This window comes from Pantoea sp. Pa-EAmG (assembly GCF_030024295.1).
GTDB classification, from domain to species: Bacteria; Pseudomonadota; Gammaproteobacteria; order Enterobacterales; family Enterobacteriaceae; genus Pantoea; species Pantoea dispersa.
Genome location: NZ_JASEWO010000396.1, coordinates 1 through 751, shown reverse-complemented (window position 1 = coordinate 751; position 751 = coordinate 1). Strand labels below are relative to the sequence as shown.

1 tRNA gene is annotated in these 751 nt (G+C 45.3%); it reads right to left on the bottom strand.

Annotation, left to right across the window (positions count from 1 at the left end):
- Positions 1-583: 583 nt before the first annotated feature.
- A tRNA-Pro gene (locus QMM04_RS22875) sits at positions 584-660 on the bottom strand.
- Between the last annotated feature and the right edge of the window lie 91 nt (positions 661-751).

Below are 751 nucleotides of genomic sequence, written 5' to 3'. Positions count from 1 at the left end.
TGATTTAACGATTGTTACTTTTGTGCACGCCGGGCTTGTCCCGGCTTTTTTTTGCCTGTTGCTGAGAGAATCGCAAAAAAAACACCTGCCATAAGCAGGTGTAAAGTCAGGTCGTTCAGACAACTGATGGTATCCGACTCAACGTAATGTCCTTCTTACTGCAGTAAAGCGTGCGCAAATACTGCCAGGCTGGACAACGGATACCGTAAGGGGCTCTGCATCATTCCCAGGTTTATGTAGCATCAGCAAACATAAGAGGTGGAATGAGCATCTACAGGATAATTATTGCATAACGCGTGCCAGAATTGCAGATACCAAGGTAAGTTATTTTAAATCAGCAAGATAGGATGAATTGAATGGAGCAGGGTGCCTGCAGTGTCGTGATTTCGCAACAATCACGTCCGCGGCTGTCGCTGATGAACGACATACTGTTTAAGGTAACGTAAGGCCGTTTAATATCAATAAGATAGGCGTCTCAGAATAGCGACAAATCGATTTTCAAATGAATACCTTCTGACTTAACATATAAGACGGGAAATACAGACGAAAAAAAACCTGCTTTTTCAAGCAGGTTTCTTAAATATGGTCGGCGAGAGAGGATTCGAACCTCCGACCCACTGGTCCCAAACCAGTTGCGCTACCAAGCTGCGCTACTCGCCGATTTTTTACTTCTTCACGCTACCGCGTAATTTTGCCTGGTGCGAAGGGAGGGACTTGAACCCTCACGTCCGTAAGAACACTAACACCTGAA